The organism is Flavobacterium noncentrifugens, from assembly GCF_900100375.1.
Classification (GTDB): domain Bacteria; phylum Bacteroidota; class Bacteroidia; order Flavobacteriales; family Flavobacteriaceae; genus Flavobacterium; species Flavobacterium noncentrifugens.
On the sequence record NZ_FNEZ01000001.1, the window covers coordinates 989,703 to 1,005,389 of the forward strand.

At 42.2% G+C, this 15,687-nt stretch carries 13 protein-coding genes and 1 tRNA gene; 8 read left to right on the top strand and 6 right to left on the bottom strand.

All coding sequences use genetic code 11. The features are described from left to right. Positions 1 to 97: 97 nt before the first annotated feature. The 5 genes from BLS32_RS04400 to rseP form a co-directional block, all read right to left on the bottom strand. A complete protein-coding gene (locus BLS32_RS04400; protein ID WP_091392219.1) occupies positions 98 to 328 on the bottom strand; it encodes a hypothetical protein in 231 nt (76 codons plus the stop codon). Next, positions 318 to 752, bottom strand: a complete 435-nt coding sequence (locus BLS32_RS04405; RefSeq protein WP_091392221.1) for an AbiV family abortive infection protein — start codon at positions 750 to 752, stop codon at positions 318 to 320. Before BLS32_RS04405 ends, BLS32_RS04400 begins: the two co-directional genes overlap by 11 nt. Positions 753 to 871: 119 nt before the next feature. Then, entirely contained in the window at positions 872 to 2,074 is a 1,203-nt protein-coding gene (locus BLS32_RS04410) for a site-specific integrase (RefSeq protein ID WP_091392223.1), read from the bottom strand. A 211-nt stretch (positions 2,075 to 2,285) separates the two neighbouring features. Then, a tRNA-Asn gene (locus BLS32_RS04415) sits at positions 2,286 to 2,359 on the bottom strand. Positions 2,360 to 2,442: 83 nt separating this feature from the next. Next, complete coding sequence (gene rseP, locus BLS32_RS04420; RefSeq protein WP_091392225.1) at positions 2,443 to 3,789, bottom strand: RIP metalloprotease RseP; 1,347 nt, start codon at positions 3,787 to 3,789, stop codon at positions 2,443 to 2,445. A gap of 197 nt (positions 3,790 to 3,986) precedes the next feature. Here rseP and BLS32_RS04425 point away from each other — a divergent pair, with 197 nt between their 5' ends. The 6 genes from BLS32_RS04425 to BLS32_RS04450 are packed head-to-tail and all read left to right on the top strand — an operon-like array spanning position 3,987 to position 10,311. After that, a complete protein-coding gene (locus tag BLS32_RS04425; protein ID WP_091392226.1) occupies positions 3,987 to 5,069 on the top strand; it encodes an NADH:flavin oxidoreductase/NADH oxidase in 1,083 nt (360 codons plus the stop codon). Then, entirely contained in the window at positions 5,056 to 6,102 is a 1,047-nt protein-coding gene (locus BLS32_RS04430; protein ID WP_091392228.1) for a Gfo/Idh/MocA family oxidoreductase, read from the top strand. Before BLS32_RS04425 ends, BLS32_RS04430 begins: the two co-directional genes overlap by 14 nt. A gap of 6 nt (positions 6,103 to 6,108) precedes the next feature. Beyond that, positions 6,109 to 7,059 (top strand): aldo/keto reductase, encoded by a 951-nt coding sequence (locus BLS32_RS04435; RefSeq protein ID WP_091392230.1) that lies wholly within the window; start codon positions 6,109 to 6,111, stop codon positions 7,057 to 7,059. 21 nt (positions 7,060 to 7,080) lie between these two features. Then, positions 7,081 to 8,058: a 2-hydroxyacid dehydrogenase gene (locus BLS32_RS04440; RefSeq protein WP_091392232.1), complete on the top strand. Its 978-nt coding sequence runs from the start codon at positions 7,081 to 7,083 to the stop codon at positions 8,056 to 8,058. 37 nt (positions 8,059 to 8,095) lie between these two features. After that, positions 8,096 to 9,091, top strand: coding sequence for an alpha/beta fold hydrolase (locus BLS32_RS04445; protein WP_091392233.1), 996 nt, complete (start codon positions 8,096 to 8,098; stop codon positions 9,089 to 9,091). Positions 9,092 to 9,102: 11 nt separating this feature from the next. Then, positions 9,103 to 10,311 carry an MFS transporter gene (locus BLS32_RS04450; protein WP_245699316.1) on the top strand — a complete coding sequence of 403 codons (1,209 nt, stop codon included), beginning with the start codon at positions 9,103 to 9,105 and terminating at the stop codon, positions 10,309 to 10,311. A 49-nt stretch (positions 10,312 to 10,360) separates the two neighbouring features. On the opposite strand, the gene BLS32_RS04455 is transcribed toward BLS32_RS04450, so the two are convergent. After that, on the bottom strand, positions 10,361 to 12,340 hold the full coding sequence (locus BLS32_RS04455; protein ID WP_091392235.1) for a M1 family metallopeptidase: 1,980 nt from the start codon (positions 12,338 to 12,340) through the stop codon (positions 10,361 to 10,363). Between the two features lie 201 nt (positions 12,341 to 12,541). Here BLS32_RS04455 and serS point away from each other — a divergent pair, with 201 nt between their 5' ends. Continuing rightward, the gene (gene serS / locus BLS32_RS04460) at positions 12,542 to 13,813 is read left to right on the top strand and encodes a serine--tRNA ligase (protein ID WP_091392237.1); all 1,272 of its coding nucleotides are present in this window, start codon (positions 12,542 to 12,544) and stop codon (positions 13,811 to 13,813) included. Between the two features lie 77 nt (positions 13,814 to 13,890). After that, positions 13,891 to 15,669 (top strand): tetratricopeptide repeat protein, encoded by a 1,779-nt coding sequence (locus BLS32_RS04465; protein ID WP_091392239.1) that lies wholly within the window; start codon positions 13,891 to 13,893, stop codon positions 15,667 to 15,669. The last annotated feature ends 18 nt before the right edge of the window (positions 15,670 to 15,687 follow it).

The following is a 15,687-nucleotide window of genomic DNA, read 5'->3' on the forward strand; positions in this document are numbered from 1 at the left end:
ATATCTTGTAAATATTTGTCAGTCCTTTTGCTATTAAAAACATTCCAGAACTAAAATGCTAACAATGTTGCGTAGCCGTTATTGGCACTAGTGTTAATTAAAGCCTTGAATTAATTTTTGATATTACTTCCTTTTTAATTAACTGCAACTCGGAAATTGTAATATCTAACTCTTCACTGGTTTGGTCAAGAACTATTTTTAAGATATTGGAAATTGCAGACCGAATTAATTCAGTTTCTTTCAGTGCAAGGTTGAACTCTTTTTCAACGACGCGATTAGGAGAAAACCATTTTTTATTAAAACCAACGTACAATCCCTTATTTTTCATTTCGTTGGCATGTGAAAACCAATTCTTCAATGTGTTTTTTTTCATTTTCCACATTCGAAACGACTTGAATTACGTTAATATTATTATGATCAAAATCAGGATCGTTCATATCAAATGTCTTGAAAAACTCATTAAAAAATAAAGCAAAATCATGGCGATTAGAATGTAAGTTACCTTCAAAGATGCCTCTATATACTTCTTTTTCCTCATCACTCTCTGAAGCCATAATTTGAAAAAGTGCGAACGCTTTCATTAGTTCTTCAACAGATAAAACTAAAAGTGACATTGATACACTAATTTTATTTTGTTCTTTTAAAATTAACGCGCTTTCATAAATATTGGTTGAATTTTCAAAGCAAAATTTTATTCCCTCAAGCATGCTCGGAATTGTGAGAATTTTAATGTTATCAAATTTTGTTTTCATCCGGTTTTAAAATGACTACTATCTTGTAAAGATACGCAACTTTTAAATAAATAATTTGCGGAATCTATCCCAACCCTAACCAAAGTAAGTATAGTCAGGGTTGTCAGGATAGTGTAATATTATTGTATTTTCTCGGATAGGATTTTCATAGTCTCGCCAATCTTCTTTTGCACAACCTTACCATAGCTTTCTTGCGTGATCATCATACTCGAATGACCTAATAATTCAGATACAATTTCCATTGGTACATCATTATATAGCAACACTGTAGATGCAAACGTTTTTCGGGCTATGTGATGTGTCAAAGTTTTTTCAATTCCTACAATCTCAGCGATTTCCTTCAAATAAGAATTGAACGTTTGATTACTTACGAAAGGGAAAATATTTTCAACCTCACCCATATACAGGTCGATAATTTCCTGTGCCTTTGGAAGTATAGGAATTGAAAGTGGGCGATGTGTTTTTTCACGCAGCATTTTTATCCAGTTGAATCCGTCAAAGCCCAATTGTATATTCCTCTTTTTAAGATCAGCCATTTCCCGATATGCTAAACCAGTATAACAACAAAAGATAAAAAGATTTCTAATTACCGTCAATCTGTTTTGTTTAAAGTCATAGTTTTGAAGTTCAGAAAGTTCGATATTGGTCAGGAATACAACCTCTTTGCGGGTCTTTTTAGGCTTGTGAAGTATAAACGGGTCTTTGTCTAAATAACCTTCTGAAATCGCCTGCTTTATTGCAGTACGAAATCTTTGGACGGTTTTGTTGATGGTGATTTGTGCCTGCTTCTTCTCGACAACCAAATAGTAAATAAATCCATTCAGAAAGTTCTCGGTAAGGTCTTCCAATGGGATGTCTTTTTGAAATTCCAGTTTTACATAGGCTTCCAAATGATTGCCAACATATACAAATTTATTGTACGTATTTTCCTTGATCTGTAACCCAACAAGCTTTTTTAGTTTGGACAGGTACAGCTTATAATAAGCCACCACGGCTTCCTTTTTCTTGGTTTCCTTTCCAATATATCTATCGTAAATTTCGTTGACTGTGAAAGGCTCTTTTTGCGAAATACATATAAGAAAATTCGTCAGAAGTTTGGATTTTATATCCTCTAGTTGATAGTTGTACTGCGAAGCGTTTTGGCTCTTTTTTACAACCGTTTGATTTTTTGAATCCCAATGTTCAATTTGTACGAAAATACCAGTGCTAAATTGGCTTCTGTTGCCCTGATATGTGATTCGACAATAAATTGGGGATTGGTTTTGCTTGTTCAACCTGTTTTTGGTTTGAACAAAAAGTACTTTAAAATTTTGAGTGGTCATGACTTCAGGTTTTAGTCAGACACACAATTCATAAGCAAATAAAAATGTTACCTTTTCAAAAAATCCATGTTACCGAATTGTGCACCTAATTAATCCGATTGCTAGTCAAAACGATTAAAATAGTGTTTTCGATAAATTCCAGTTTTGTATAGGATCCCAAAGTATATAGTATAAAAAAAGACGACCATTTCTGATCGTCTTTCTGCTTTTGCTCCCTCTCTTGGGCTCGAACCAAGGACCCTCTGATTAACAGTCAGATGCTCTAACCAACTGAGCTAAGAAGGAAGGTGTGTTACCTTTTAAAGCGGTGCAAATATAGGGCGTTTTTTGTTTTTTGCAAATAAAAAACGAATTTTTTTTAATTTTTTTTACTTCCCAACAACTGCTTTGTAGATGTCATTTCCGTTTGCAAACAACAGCAATGCGATAAGCAATACAAAACCAACCATTTGCGCATGCTCCATGAACTTGTCGCTCGGTTTTTTGCCGCTTACGATTTCATATAATAAAAACATCACATGGCCGCCATCAAGCGCAGGAATCGGCAATAAGTTCATCACGCCAAGCATGATCGATAACAAAGCAGTAATGCTCCAGAACACTTCCCAACTCCAGGTTTTCGGAAAAATATCGAAGATCGCCTTAAATCCACCCACGCCTTTATAGGCACCGGTTTTCGGATTAAAGATTGCTTTGAGCTGTTTTCCGTATCCTGAAATTTGATTTATTCCGCGGTCGATTCCAATCGGAAACGATTCAAAAAAACCATATTGCTCACGGCTGAATTTATAATAACCCATTTTTTCCAGGTTTTCTTCTTTCAATGCGCCCAAAGCCACGCCAAGCTTGCCTTTTTCACTAATCTTTAAAGTGACCGGCGTTTGTTTCTCATCCCTCAAAACAGTCGCAGAAACAGTCTTATTTTTATTCGCGTCCAGATAAGCCATTACTTCATCCAGGTATTTCATCTGCTTGCCGTCAAGGCTCGTTACGATGTCTTTCGGAAGCAATACTGTTTTATTTGCTGAACTATCGGAAACAGAACCCACAACAAATGGTGTTCTCAGCATCAGCAACGATTTTTTATCCGATTTCATGAAATTGTCAATGAAATTCACCGGAAGTTTGATGTCCTGGTTTTGTCCGTTCCGATTTACCGTAACCGTATGCCCCATTAAGATTTTCTCATTGATCGACGGTTCAAAACGCTCGATCTTGTCGCCGTCAACCGCTACAATTTTATCTCCGGTAAGGATTCCGGCTTTTTCAACAGTTGGATTTGCAACCCAAACGCCGTCTTTCAATTCGCTGTTTTTAATGTAAAAATCGCCGTAAGCATAAGTCATTCCAATGTAAATGATAAATGCCAGGATGAAATTCACAGTCACGCCGCCAAGCATAATAATCAAGCGCTGCCATGCCGGTTTCGATCGGAATTCCCAAGGCTGCGGAGGCAGGGCCATTTGCTCCTTGTCCATGCTTTCGTCTATCATGCCTGAGATTTTGACGTATCCGCCTAAAGGCAACCATCCGATTCCGTATTCGGTTTCGCCGATTTTCTTTTTCAGCAATGAATATTTGACATCAAAGAAAAGGTAAAATTTTTCAACACGCGTTTTAAACAATTTTGCCGGGATGAAATGCCCGAGTTCGTGAAGTATGATCAGTAATGATAAGCTCAGCAAAAACTGAGAAAGCTTGATAGCTATTTCCATTTTTTAGTTTTAAAATCGATAATGCCGACAAAAATAGTGTTTTAACTTCACTTATCGATAATCTGCAAATTTTTCAACATTTAAATGTTTGTTAATAATTCCCGCCGCGTTTCGGGATTCATTTTTTGACGAGTAAATTTACGGATAGAAGCCATTTTTCAATTCTTCGGCTTCCGATAACCGATAAAATAAAGCACATGCCTTCACCATTATTCGCCCCGATTTCCATCAAAAACCTCACATTTAAAAACCGGATTGTCATTTCGCCCATGTGCCAATATTCTGCCGAAGACGGTTTTGCCAACAACTGGCATCTTGTTCATCTCGGAAGCCGGGCGATTGGCGGAGCTGCAGCCATCATTCAGAAAGCGACATCCGTATCGCCCGAAGCGCGCATTTCCCCCGAAGACCTCGGAATCTGGAAAGATGCCCACATTGAAAAACTCTCCCAAATCACCCAATTCATCAAATCCCAAAATGCCATTTCCGGAATCCAGCTCGCGCACGCCGGACGAAAAGCCAGCGTCACATCACCATGGAAAGGCAACCAGAAATTAACTTCTGAAACCGGCGGCTGGGAAACATTCGCACCAAGCGCCATCGGATACCACGACAACGAAGCGACGACCTCACTCAATTATGCCGGAATTACAAAAGTCATTTCCGATTTTAAAGCAGCTGCCAAACGCGCCGTTTTAGCCGGCTATGAAATCCTCGAATTGCACGCTGCACACGGTTATTTATTGCACCAATTCCTGTCGCCTTTATCAAACCAACGCACTGACGAATATGGTGGAAGTTTCGAAAACCGCATCCGTTTGACACTCGAAATCCTCGAAGCAGTACAATCGGAATGGCCTTCAGATTTGCCTATTTCCGTGCGGATCTCCGCAACCGATTGGGCCGAAGGCGGTTGGAATATTGAAGAATCGGTACAGCTTTCCAAAATTTTAAAAGAAAAAGGCGTCGATATTATTGATGTGTCGTCAGGCGGATTGGTTTCATACCAGCAAATCCCAACCGCACCGAATTACCAGGTTTCGTTTGCCGAACGCATCAAAGCAGAAACCGGAATCATTACCGGCGCAGTCGGCTTAATCACCGAATCCCATCAGGCGGAAGCCATCATCACACAACAACAAGCCGATCTCATATTTTTCGCCCGGGAATCTTTACGTGATCCAAACCTCGCACTCACATTCGCCCATGAGCTAAACGCTGAAATTCCCTGGCCAAACCAATACGAACGCGCAAAACCACACGACCATGCAAAAAATTAAAACCGCTTTACTGGCTTACGGCATGTCGGGCAAAGTGTTCCACGCGCCATTTCTTGAACTGCATCCGGGTTTCGAACTGACGGGCGCCTGGGAACGCAGCAAAAAGTTAATTCAGGAAGATTTTCCGCTGGTCAAAAGTTATGCGTCGATTGAAGAATTGCTCAAAGATGAGGTCGATCTGGTCATCGTAAATACGCCGGTCGGGACACATTTCGAATATGCGAAACAGGTTTTACTGGCCGGTAAACACGCACTCGTCGAAAAAGCATTCACGACAACCGTCGAAGAAGCTGAAGAATTAAAGGAAATCGCCGACGAAAAAGGATTGAAACTCACCGTTTTTCAAAACCGCCGCTGGGATAGTGATTTCAAAACCGTCGCAGCTATTTTCGACAAGGATATTCTGGGCGAAATCGTCGAAGCGGAAATTCATTTTGACCGGTACAATCCGAATTTGAGTCCGAAACCACACAAAGAAACCGCCAATGACGGCGCCGGTGTTTTAAAAGACCTCGGCCCGCACATCATCGATCAGGCATTGGTTTTATTCGGATTTCCGGATGCGCTTTTCGCGGATGTCAGAAAAACGCGTGAAAATTCTGTCGTCGATGACTGGTTCGACATTTTATTGTATTATCCCAATACGCGCGTTCGGCTTAAAGCCGGATTTTTCGTCCGTGAACCGTTGCCATCCTACATTTTGCATGGAAAAAAAGGCTCGTTTCTCAAAAGCCGCGGCGACATCCAGGAAGACGAACTCAAACTAGGTAAAAAACCGATGGTGACCGATTGGGGAAAAGAACCCGAATACAAATCGGGCGTGTTGCATACCGATATCGAAGGTTCGGAAGTGCGCGAAAACATCCCGACCATTCCCGGAAATTACTACGGATTCTTCGATGCTTTGTACCATTCGATCAGAAAAAACCAACCAGAACCGGTAACTTCACAGGACGGCATCAACGTCATGAAAATCATTGAAGCCGCAATTCAAAGCCATTCCCAACAAAAAATTATTTCATTTCAAAATTAATTTATCATGGAAAAAGTACAACTAGGTCAAACCGATTTACAGATATATCCGGTCGCTTTTGGCGGAAATGTTTTTGGCTGGACGCTTGACGAGAAACAATCGTTCGAAATCTTAAACGGATTTACCGGGGCCGGATTCAATTTTATCGACACCGCCGATGTGTATTCGCGCTGGAAGCCCGGAAACTCTGGCGGAGAATCGGAAACCATCATCGGAAAATGGATGAAAGAAAAGAAAAACCGCCAGGAAATTATTCTAACAACGAAAGTGGGAAGCGACATGGGCGACGGCAAAAAAGGCCTCAAAAAACAATATATTTTAAAAGCAGTCGAAGATTCTTTAAAGCGACTGCAAACCGATTATCTCGATTTATACCAGACGCATTTTGACGATGAAGGAACGCAGGTGCAGGAAACGCTCGAGGCGTATGACCAGCTCGTGAAGGACGGAAAAATACGCTGGATCGGAACGTCGAACATGTCGCCGGAACGCATCAGGGAATCATTGGAAACCAGCGAAAAACAAAACCTTCCTGCTTACAAAACACTTCAGCCGCATTACAATTTGTACTTCCGTGAAAATTATGAAACCAACTTAGAGCCGCTCGTAAAAGAATTCGGGCTTGGCGTGTTTACGTATTATTCGCTTGAAAGCGGATTTTTAACCGGGAAATACAGAAGCAAAGAAGACCTCGATAAAAGTCCGAGAGGCGGCGGAATGGAGAAATATTTCAACGACCGCGGCATGAAAATCCTCGCGGCTTTGGATAAAATTTCGAAAGAGTACAATGCCACTCCGGCAGCAGTTTCATTGGCGTGGCTGATCCAGCATGCGACAGTTACCGCACCAATTGTAAGCGCCACCAGCTTAAAGCAACTCGACAGCATCATCCAGGCACCGGAATTGAAACTCGACAGCAATGCGATTGAATTCCTGAATGCAGAAAGCGCCTGGTAATTCATCAATAAAACAATAAAAATGAAAGTATTCATCACCAGAATTATTCCCGAAGCCGGACTGCAACTGCTCAAAAATGCCGGAATTGAAATTACCCAATGGGAAGAAAAACGCGAATTGACCGATCAGGAACTTATCGATCACTGCAAAAATGCCGATGCGCTTTTAACTGCTGGTCGTTCCAAAATTGATGGCAATTTCCTCAAAGCCTGCAGCCATTTAAAAGTCATTTCACTATTTGCAACAGGTTTTGACAACGTCGATATTGCTGAGGCTAACGCCCAGAAAATTCCAATTGGGCATACGCCTGATGTGCTGAGTAAAGCCACTGCCGACATTGCTTTTTTGCTGATGCAGAATGTGGCGCGAAAAGCATTTTTCCACCACAAGCGCATCGAAAAAGGCAACTGGAATTTCTTTGAACCAACAGCAAATCTCGGAATCGATTTACAAGGCAAAACACTCGGGGTTTTAGGTCTCGGAAAGATCGGTTTTGAAATGGCCAAATCGAGCAAAGGTGCTTTCGAAATGAACATTATTTACCACAATCGCAGCACCAATGAAGAAGCCGAAACAAAGCTTAACGCCAGAAAAGTTTCGTTTGAAGAATTGCTTGAAAAAAGCGACGTGATTTCTGTCCATGCCAATTTAACCGATGAAACCAAAGGCATTTTCAATGAAGAAACGTTCGCAAAAATGAAACGGAAGGCGATTTTCGTCAATACGGCCCGCGGTCCGATCCACGACGAAAAAGATTTGCTGGAAGCGTTGCAGAATGAAGTCATTTGGGGCGCAGGGCTTGATGTTACAAATCCAGAACCAATGGATCCGAACAATATTTTGCTGCACATGCCAAACGTTGCTGTGTTGCCGCACATTGGTTCATCGACTGAGAGTACACGAAATGATATGGCGGTGCTTGCTGCACAAAATGTGATTGCAGGTTTAAAGGGTGAAAAATTACCGAAAGTCGTGAATCCTGAAGTTTATCAAAATTAGATTATTTTTCGATGTCTTCGGACACAAATGCAACGCTATGAAAAAACACATGACGCTTTTATTGATCGGGATTTATGCTTCGGGTTTTGCCCAACAGCCCAAGCTCGAAGTAACCGGAATCCGGATGGAAAATGTCAAATACCCATTTCCAGTAAAGGAAATCAATCTGAAAATTCAAGGGCAGGATTTGAAAATGGCATATATGGATTTGCAGCCGCAACAGCCAAACGGAAAAAACATCCTGCTTTTGCACGGCAAGAATTTCTCGGCGATGTATTGGGAGCAAACGGCGAATGATCTGGCGAAAGCCGGTTACCGCGTCGTTATGCCCGACCAGATCGGTTTCGGAAAATCGTCAAAACCCGGAAATATCCAATACACTTTTCAATTATTGGCACAAAATACCAAAGCCATTTTAGACGAACTGAAGATTACAAAAACCAATGTTCTGGGACATTCCATGGGCGGAATGCTTGCGACAAGATTCACATTGATGTATCCAGAAACCGTTGAAAAATTAATCCTCGAAAACCCGATAGGGCTTGAAGACTGGAAAACCGTTGTGCCATATCAATCGGTGGATGATTGGTACAAAACTGAACTCGCACAGGATTATGACAAGATGAAAGCCTATCAGCTGCAGTTTTATTACGGAGGCCAATGGAAGCCCGAATACGACAAATGGATCGCGGCTCCAGCCGGGCAAACACTCAATAAAGATTATCCGATTGTTGCCAAAAGTTCGGCACTGACTTATGACATGATCTTTACGCAGCCCGTCGTTTACGAATTTGAAAACATCAAAGTGCCCACGCTTCTGATTGTCGGGCAACGCGATAGAACGGCGCTCGGAAAAGGAAAAGCGCCAAAGGAAATCCAGGAAACATTTGGGAATTATCCGTTGCTCGGAAAAGCAACTGCAAAAAAAATTCGTAATTCTGAGCTTGTCGAACTCGATAATGTCGGACATTTGCCACATATTGAAGCGTATGACCGTTTCATTATACCGTTGCTTGCATTCTTAAATAAATAAATTTTTTTGCCGTGTTCGAGTTTTTCATCAACCGTTTCAAGTTCAAATCCAACGTTGGAAGCGGGTACCAAAATGCAAAATGGTCCTATTTAAAAAGGATCCGGTTTTGCGTTTCGGTGTTTTATTTTTCGATGGGTTTGTGTTTTGCGAGTTGGGCGAGCCGGATTCCCGACATTAAAACGATGCTGCATTTGAGCGAAGGCGATCTTGGCAGTATTTTATTTGCCGTTCCGGTTGGGCAATTGATCATCATGCCGTTTTCGGGAAAACTGGTGACGCGTTATGGCAGCAAGTCGATTTTGATCTTCGGATTGGTTTTTTATGCGTTGAGCCTGGTTTCGCTCGGATTTGCAACAACGGCCTGGGAATTGTCGGCGGGATTGTTTGCATTTGGCGTTTTCGGAAACCTGTCAAACATTGCAGTGAATACGCAGGGAGTTGCAACTGAATCGCTATTTAAGAAAGCAATTATGTCTTCGTTTCACGGTGTTTGGAGCATAGCAGGATTTTCTGGCGCGATCATCGGATTGGGCATGCTGGCGCTAAAACTATCGCCGCTGCATCATTTTTTGATTGTTGCAGTTGTTGTAATGATTGCCATATTATTGGCGAATAAACATCTGATCACAGCCAAGGAAAAAATCCGTTCAGAAAAACAAAAATTCTTCTCCAAACCTGATCCTGCGCTCCTTTGGCTTGGTGTTATCGGATTTTGCTGCATGGCGAATGAAGGCGTGATGTTTGACTGGAGCGGCGTGTATTTTAAAGAAATCATCAAAGTGCCCGGTGCGCTGGTCATCGTTGGCTATACTTCATTTATGATCATGATGGCTTTGGGAAGGTTCCTGGCCGATTTTTTAATCCACAAATATGGACGCAAACGAATCCTTCAGTTAAGCGGCATCCTCATGTCGACCGGACTTTTCATCTCTGTGATTTTTCCATACTTCATTCCGGCAACGATCGCTTTTATGATGGTGGGATTGGGCGTGGCTTCGGTCGTGCCAACGGTTTACAGCGTTGCCGGAAAAAACCCTAATGTTCCCGCCGGAGAAGCATTAACGATCGTTTCGAGTGTCAGTTTCCTTGGGTTTTTAATGGGGCCGCCGGTCATTGGTTACATTGCTGAAATGACAAGTTTGCGCGTGTCTTTTGCAGTTATCGGAATCTTCGGATACCTTGTTGCGCTAATGGTTTCACGGATCAAAGCCATCGAATAAAAAAATCCCCAACATCGCTGCCGGGGATTTTATGTCAGTTTTTTTTAAATTATTTTTTGCTGAACTTCAATTGTTTCGTTCCAGCATTTGTCTGAACCGTCATGAAATAAATTCCCGAAGCCAGATCGGAAACATCCCAGGTATTTTCAACAGTCGTTTCTTTTGCCATTTGTCCGATCGTATTGTAGAAAATTGTTTTTTCGACAGCAACCCCGGACGGCAATTGCAAGGTCAGTTTGTTAGATGCAGGATTCGGATACAATACGCTTGCGCTGAGGTTGTCAAAAGCAGATGTCGCCAGTGTCACAACATTTTCCTCAGCAACAATGTCGCTTTTCGGATTGAATACCACATTGGTTACCACAAATGGAACGGCAACATTGAAGATCTGCCCATTTGAAGTATTGTCTAATACCACATCAAGTTCCTGTCCGCCGCTGCCCGTTAACCTTACCGGAACCGGGCCTTCAAAAAAGCTTACCGATGCATGCGATTGCGCCTGTCCAACCTGAATGCTGGCAAATCCGGACGAAGTATTCCTCACGGTAATGTCATAAATCGGGTAACCCTGATTGTAAACCCAATCATTAAAAAATTCAGTTAAACTTGTTCCTGAAACTGCTTCAAGATGCGCCTTCAAGTCGGCTGTAGTCGCATAACCATAGGCATGAGCCGGATCTGCAAGATAATTGCGCAACGCCTGGAAGAAATTGGTGTCGCCTAATTTCAAGCGAAGCATATTTAAAACCATACCGCCTTTGTCATAAGACAAACGGCTGCTGAAAATGCGGTTTACGCTGGTTGCTTCATCATCGGTCATGTAAATGGCGCCGCCGGGTTGTGAAATGATATATTCCACCATGCTTGCTTTATCTTGGGTAAATGCATTTTCTCCATCAAAATTCTGAATGACCATGGATGCGAGATAGGTTGCAAAACCTTCGTTAAGCCAGATGTTGTTCCATGATGCGCAGGTCACTTTATCGCCAAACCACTGGTGTCCCATTTCGTGTGCGATGAGGCTACGGCTGTATCTTCCGCTGTTTCCGGCTGTCATAAAAGAAACCGACTGATGCTCCATTCCGCCGCCCCAGCCAAATTGTGCATGGCCATATTTCTCATTCCTGAAAGGATAAGGCCCGAATTTCGTTTCATAAAAATTGATAATTGACGGTGTAACGGCAACACTTGCGGTATTTGCTGCAGCTGTTTCTGGATAGGCATAATTCACGATTGGGAAAAACGGACTTTCTGCTGTTCCCAATCCGCCTTGCTGCGTATAAATCTGGTAATTCGTACACGCAATGGCAACCAGGTAAGCCGCAATTGGGTAATTGTGCTTGAAATAAGTCGTTGAGGTGCCGTTCCCGTTATCGGTTTTGGATTGCTGCAAACCGTTTGAAACAGAATTGTATTGTGTTGGCGCCGTAATGTATACGTCAAGTCCGGTATCGATCTTGTCATTCAGATCCTGCTTGCAAGGCCACCAGTCGCGTGCACCAAAAGGCTCCGAAAGCGTCCATAAAACCGGCGTAGAACCATGATTTGTCGCTATAAATGAGCCAAAACCGCTTCCTGCAGGCGCGCCTTCATAGGTAATTTCAATAACAGCAGAAACGCCTGTCGCCTGTGTTGTAGGAAGCGTCACGATCAGTTCTGTGTCATTTCTAGTGAAAGCCAGGTCGGAATTGTTGATGCGAACCGCATTTACCACAATTTGGCTGTCATAATTGTCATCACTTGGATCGGTAATTTTAGCGAGGTCAAAAACGATGGTATTCATATTTGACAATGCTTTGTAAGTCGTCGTCACCCTACCTGCTATATTGTAAACCGCCGGATCGATCGTAAATTCGAGTTTTTCGTGTGTAATGTCGTAGTTTAAGGTGTTTGGGTTTGCCTGAAGCGCCATCCTTTTGGAAGCCGACTTCCTTTCGGCTTTTACAAGCCCTTCTTTTTCAGACTCATTCGATTGTGCAAATGCAGATGAAGCCGCAACGAGCAACAATAATGCGTAGTATTTTTTCATTATGTTCAGAAATTTTTCCCAAATCTAATCAATAAACCAATTCTCGACTGTTAATTTGATCGGAAATGCATTTGGAATCATAATTTTAGACGCTTAAAATCGCAAAGTTTCTTTTCAAAATCGGCCTTTTTATATAAAAACATTTGATTAAATTTGCGACCTTGATTCCGGGCAGCATCCGGATCTTTTAAAATTCATTATATGTTACAGATCGCATTTATCAGGGAAAACCAGGAAAAGGTTATCAAAGCATTGGCTAAGAGAAACATCGACGCCAAAGCCATTGTGGAAGAAGTTGTGCTGTTGGATGAAAAACGCCGCGCCGCACAGGTCGAACTCGACAATGTTTTATCCGAATCCAACAAATTGTCCAAAGATATAGGCGAATTGATGAAAGGCGGAGAAAAGTCAAAAGCAGCCATTTTAAAGGAAAAAACGGTGTTGCTGAAAGAGCAAAGCAAAGCACTTTCTGAAAAAACAGAAGCTTTGGCAGACGAGCTGACGCAGAAAATGTACACGTTGCCAAACCTTCCGGCCGATATCGTTCCTGAAGGCAAAACGCCCGAAGAAAACTTAAACGTTTTCCAGGCAGGCGACATCCCGAAATTGCACGAAGGCGCACAGCCGCATTGGGAACTCGTTAAAAAATACGACATCATCGATTTTGAACTTGGCGTAAAGATCGCAGGCGCAGGATTTCCGGTTTACAAAGGAAAAGGCGCAAAATTGCAACGTGCATTAATAGCTTATTTTCTTGATAAAAATACCGATGCCGGTTATACCGAAGTCCAGGTGCCGCATTTGGTCAACGAAGCTTCAGGCTATGGAACAGGGCAATTGCCAGACAAGGAAGGACAGATGTACCACGTTGGAATCGACGATTTATATTTGATTCCGACTGCTGAAGTTCCGGTAACGAATTTGTTTCGCGATGTGATCGTGAATGAAAATGAACTTCCTATAAAATATACAGGTTACACGCCGTGTTTTAGGCGTGAAGCCGGTTCTTATGGTGCGCACGTTCGCGGACTAAACCGTTTGCACCAGTTCGACAAAGTAGAAATTGTTCGTGTCGAGCATCCTGATAAATCATATGAAGCGCTTGACGGCATGGTCGAACACGTAAAAAATATCCTTGAAGAATTAAAATTGCCTTACCGCGTGTTGCGTTTGTGTGGCGGCGACATGGGCTTTACGTCGGCATTGACATATGATTTTGAAGTATTTTCAACTGCTCAGGATCGCTGGCTCGAAATTTCATCGGTATCGAATTTTGAAACCTTTCAGGCCAACAGGTTAAAATTGCGTTTTCGAGACAAAGACGGCAAAAATCAATTGGCACACACCTTAAACGGAAGTTCACTCGCTTTGCCGCGTGTCCTTGCCGGAATTTTAGAGAATTACCAAACCCCGGAAGGCATCGTAATCCCCGAAGTACTGCGCCGTTACACAGGTTTTGATATCATCAACTAAAAGTTAATCTTTAATAAATCAATGTACTAAATCGACACAAAATGTGTTACTTTAGTACATTGTGTTTTCAATCCCGAATGAAAAAAATCTTCCTTTTCCTTACAATATTCTTCGCACTGGCCGCCGTTGCGCAGCAAGATCAGCTGGCGCAGAATTATTTTGACAAAGGAGATTTTGACAAGGCAAAAATCAGTTATGAGGAATTGCTGAAGCAACAGCCAGGAAACGGGTATTATTTCCAGAAACTGGTCGACTCGTATCAGCAATTGCAGCAATATGACCTTGCGGATAAACTGATCCAGGATCGTTTGGCGCGGTTTCAGCAGGGAAGCGTTTTAGTTGAATTGGGTTACAACTTCCAGTTGCGCAAAGACGATTCGAAAGCTAAAAAATACTACGAACAGGCACTCGATAAAATCCGGAAAAACCCAAATGAAGTCTACAATATTGCCTCGGTTTTTGAACGGAAAGTTCTGATTGATTATGCGCTTCAGGCGTATCAGTTGGCGTTGACCTTAGAGCCAAAACTCAATTTCAATTTCCAGATGGCAATGCTCTACGGCCAATCCGGGAATACCGATATGATGATCGATAAATTCCTTACCGAAGCCTTCGAAAATCCACAGAATTCGATCATGATCCAAAACCAGTTGACGCGTTTCATGACCGAAGACGGCGAAGCGACTTTTAACGAATCTTTGCGGAAAGCGTTGTTGTTAAGGGCGCAGAAAAGCCAGGACATTTTTTGGAACCAGTACTTGAGTTGGTTTTATGTGCAGCAAAAAGAATATGGCAAAGCATTTATCCAGGAAAAAGCAATTTACAGGCGTGATTCAGAGTCGCTTGCGAATATTGAAAACCTCGCGCAGCTTGCCAATGAAGAAGGCGAAACTGAAACGGCAAAGGAGATTTTTACGTTCATGCTTGAAAACACAAATGACCTCGATTTAAAAATCAAAGCCAATTATTACCTGATGGAAATGCGCATCGCCGCAGCTCCTGAAAAAGATTATAAAACCATTGAAACAGATCTGGCAGCGCTTTTGAAACAATTTGGCATTAGTCCGTATTCCTTGAAACTGCAGATTCTCGAAGCGCATTTCGTAACGTTCAACCTGAAAAATCCCGAGCAGGGAAAAGCCATTTTGAAGACCGCGCTCGACCTTCCGCTGAACAAATATGACCTTGCCGATGTAAAAATGGAACTCGCCGACATTTTGTTGTATGAAGAAAAATTTAACCAGGCATTGATCTATTATTCCCAGATTGACGACGATCTCAAAAACGATGTCATCGGACATGAAGCAAGTTTAAAAGCAGCAAAAACAAGCTATTTCAAAGCCGATTTTTCCTGGGCGCAACAACAATTTAAAGCACTGAAATCGGCATCGACACAACTGATCGCAAATGACGCGCTTGAATATTTTTTACTGATCAATGACAATACGGCCGAAGATTCGACCCAAGTTGCACTCAAAAAATTCGCCCGCGCCGATTATCTGTTATACCAAAATAAAAACACCGAAGCATTGGCGCAATTCCAATCAATCCTGGCAGCATTCAAAGGCAAGGAAATCGAACCGGTGACGCTGCTGAGGCTTGGAAAAACCTATGAAAAATTAAATGATTACAATCTGGCTTTAAGCCAATACCGGGAAATTATCGACCACCACGCCGAAAGCATTTACATTGATGAAGCGTTGTATTTTTCGGCCGAGATCTATAATAAAAAACTCAACCTGCCCGAAAAGGCAAAACCGCTGTATGAAAAATTACTGTTTGGCCACGAAGACAGTATTTATTTTATCGATGCCCGAAAGAAATTCAGGCAATTGCGCGGTGATTCAAACCTGTAAACGCGAATCTGTATTCGC